This window comes from Mesorhizobium sp. M0909, assembly GCF_040319515.1.
In the GTDB taxonomy this organism is placed as follows: domain Bacteria; phylum Pseudomonadota; class Alphaproteobacteria; order Rhizobiales; family Rhizobiaceae; genus Mesorhizobium.
In genome coordinates this window covers 1-629 of record NZ_JAMYOA010000071.1, presented here as the reverse complement: position 1 = coordinate 629, position 629 = coordinate 1, and the positions used below count along the sequence as shown (strand labels likewise).

The window sequence follows — 629 nt, the reverse complement described above, 5'->3', positions numbered from 1 at the left end:
TCTTTTGGCGCGGAATACATAAAGTGCGCCGTTGAATGGATCCGAGCCGGCATCGCGCACCAGTGCCAAAAGGCCGTCGGGACCTTTTCTAAAATCGACGGGATGACTGGCGACCAACACCTTCACGCCAGCCGGGATCATGCCTGGCGAACCGCCCGGATAATCCGCACCAGCTGCTCCTCATTGATATCGGCACCGGCGCGAATGACCACGCCACCCAGCTCGATCTCCACCGACGCAGACGCTGTCGGCGTGACCTCGACAAAGCCGAGCCGCTCCGCATCCCTGTGTGGCGTGACCGCACCGCTCTTGATCGCCTTGCTCCGCCAGCCGAACAGCTGGGCCGGCGCCATCCCCGCTTGTCTGGCAATGGCCGATACATTCGCGCCCGGCTTCAGTGTCGCCTCGATCAGCCGCGACTTCGCTTCCGCCGACCAGCGCCGCCGCGGACGCTGCGGGCTTGCCTCCAGTCGGTTGGCAACCGCTTCAAGAACATGGAAACTTCTATCATCAGGCATAGGCGCAGACATAGAAATTGACACTGCAAGCTCCTCGGCTCCTTGCTTCAGTGTCAGTATGTCTCGCTCATCACCTCAAGCCGCGCCAGATGGGGTCAGCTTGGCGCTTAC

General features: G+C 61.7%; 2 protein-coding genes. Both read right to left on the bottom strand.

The window, feature by feature from the left end:
• Positions 1 to 141, bottom strand: a 141-nt coding sequence (gene tnpB / locus NKH83_RS31575) for an IS66 family insertion sequence element accessory protein TnpB (RefSeq protein ID WP_352809084.1), incomplete at its 3' end; no start/stop codon positions are given.
• Positions 138 to 518, bottom strand: a complete 381-nt coding sequence (locus NKH83_RS31570; RefSeq protein WP_245274633.1) for a transposase — start codon at positions 516 to 518, stop codon at positions 138 to 140. The genes NKH83_RS31570 and tnpB, both read right to left, overlap by 4 nt.
• Between the last annotated feature and the right edge of the window lie 111 nt (positions 519 to 629).